This is a genomic window from Vreelandella salicampi, from assembly GCF_013415105.1.
GTDB classification, from domain to species: domain Bacteria; phylum Pseudomonadota; class Gammaproteobacteria; order Pseudomonadales; family Halomonadaceae; genus Vreelandella; species Vreelandella salicampi.
Genome location: NZ_JACCDF010000037.1, coordinates 1 through 1720, shown reverse-complemented (window position 1 = coordinate 1720; position 1720 = coordinate 1). Strand labels below are relative to the sequence as shown.

Annotated in this window: 1 protein-coding gene; it reads left to right on the top strand. The window is 60.6% G+C overall.

From position 1 onward, the window contains the following. Positions 1 to 66 precede the first annotated feature (66 nt). On the top strand, positions 67 to 1485 hold the full coding sequence (locus HZS81_RS17880) for an IS1380 family transposase (protein WP_179931877.1): 1419 nt from the start codon (positions 67 to 69) through the stop codon (positions 1483 to 1485). The last annotated feature ends 235 nt before the right edge of the window (positions 1486 to 1720 follow it).

Genomic DNA, 1720 nt, shown 5'->3' with positions numbered 1-1720 from the left:
CCCGGCTTATTCATGAGGCCGACTTAAAAACGAAGATGGCGAGCGGTTTTCTCTTGTAGAATCAATATGTTCCTGGCAGAACACGATTCAAGAGGACCACTCGCCATGGGTGAAACTGTATCTCCCTGGATTCCGTCCTGCAACGGGTCCATCCGCGTTGAGCTCGACGGCCAACGCACCACCAGTGACAGCGGTGCTTTGCTGCTGCGCGAAGCCCTCGACAACAGCGGGGTAATTGAGGCGCTGGAAGACAATCTTGTCGACCAGCGCGACCCACTACGTATCCGCCATTCGCTGGCCAGCCAGCTGCGGACACTGGTGCTGCAGCGTGCGATGGGCTGGATCGACCTCAGTGATACCGACACGCTGCGGCATGATCCGCTCTGGCAACTGGCCTGCAGCGATGCGCGCGGGATGACACCATTGGCGCAGGACCGGCCGTCCCAAGCCACGCTGTCGCGGCTGCTGACGTGCCTCGGGCGTAGCGACAACATCGATGCCGTACACGAAGGTCTGCTGCGATTGGTGGTCTGGCGTTTGACTTCGCTGGAGAAGGGCAAACGCCCGGATCAACTGACACTGGACATCGATGGCCTGCCGATTGAGGTGCACGGTCACCAGGGCGGCTCGGCCTTTCATGGTCATTACGGTGCCCGCATCTACTCGCCGCTGGTCGCGTCGTTGGCAGAAACCGGCGACATGGTGGGCGGCTTGCTGCGCGAGGGCAATGCTGGCCCAGCCGAGAATGCCGACACCTGGGTCCCGCATCTGGTACGGCGACTCAACGAGAGCACCGGCGCCCAGGTGCGAGTGCGCATTGACGCTGGCTTCACGGGCAACGCGACACTGGAGGCCTTGGAAGCGCGTGACATCGAGTACTTGGGCCGGCTCCGCAGCCATACAGGTCTACAGCAGCTAGCCGCGCCCTATCTCAAGCGACCCCGTGGCCGGCCACCCGAACAGCCTCGTGAATGGTGCCATGACCTGGAATACCAAGCCGGCTCCTGGTCGTCACCACGGCGCGTGGTACTGGTGGTGCAGGAACGCCCCGATGATCTGTTGCTGCATGCCTTCTTCCTGGTCACCAATCTCAGCAAGTTCCACTGGCCCCCAGAGAAAGTCCTGGCGCTTTACCGTAAGCGCGGCAGTGCCGAGGCGCACATGGGCGAGGTAAAATCAGCACTCGACGTGCATCTCTCCTCGACGGATCGTGGCGCCTCCACCGTTCAAGACGTGATGGCCCGTAACGAAGTGAGTCTACTGCTGAGCCTCTACGCCTACCAGGTCCTGCATGGCCTGCGCCGTCTTCTGGTGCGACAAACTCGCCAAGGCTGGAGCCTGAGCCGGATGCGCGAGCAGGTGCTCAAGGTCGCTGCCACTATCTCACGACACGCTCGGCGCATTACCGTTCACCTCGGTGACGCCGCTGACAAATGGTGGCCCACCTTGCTGAAGGGACTGCCGAAGCTGACCGCACTGAGCTAATACGCGGATAAAATCATAACTAACGCAAGAACAAGGCGGCCACAACGGGGGGGCCGGCGGACATGGCTACCTTGATGGCCGGGATCAATGCCTGAAAGTTATAGACAACGAAGATAAGCGCCACACTTGGGCATTAATCCGTGTGTCATCACGCCATCGATACGGCTGTTGAAGACTGAAGCCGGCAACCAACGGCTCCAAAACGCTCAATCGACACTCTCATGAATGAGGCAGG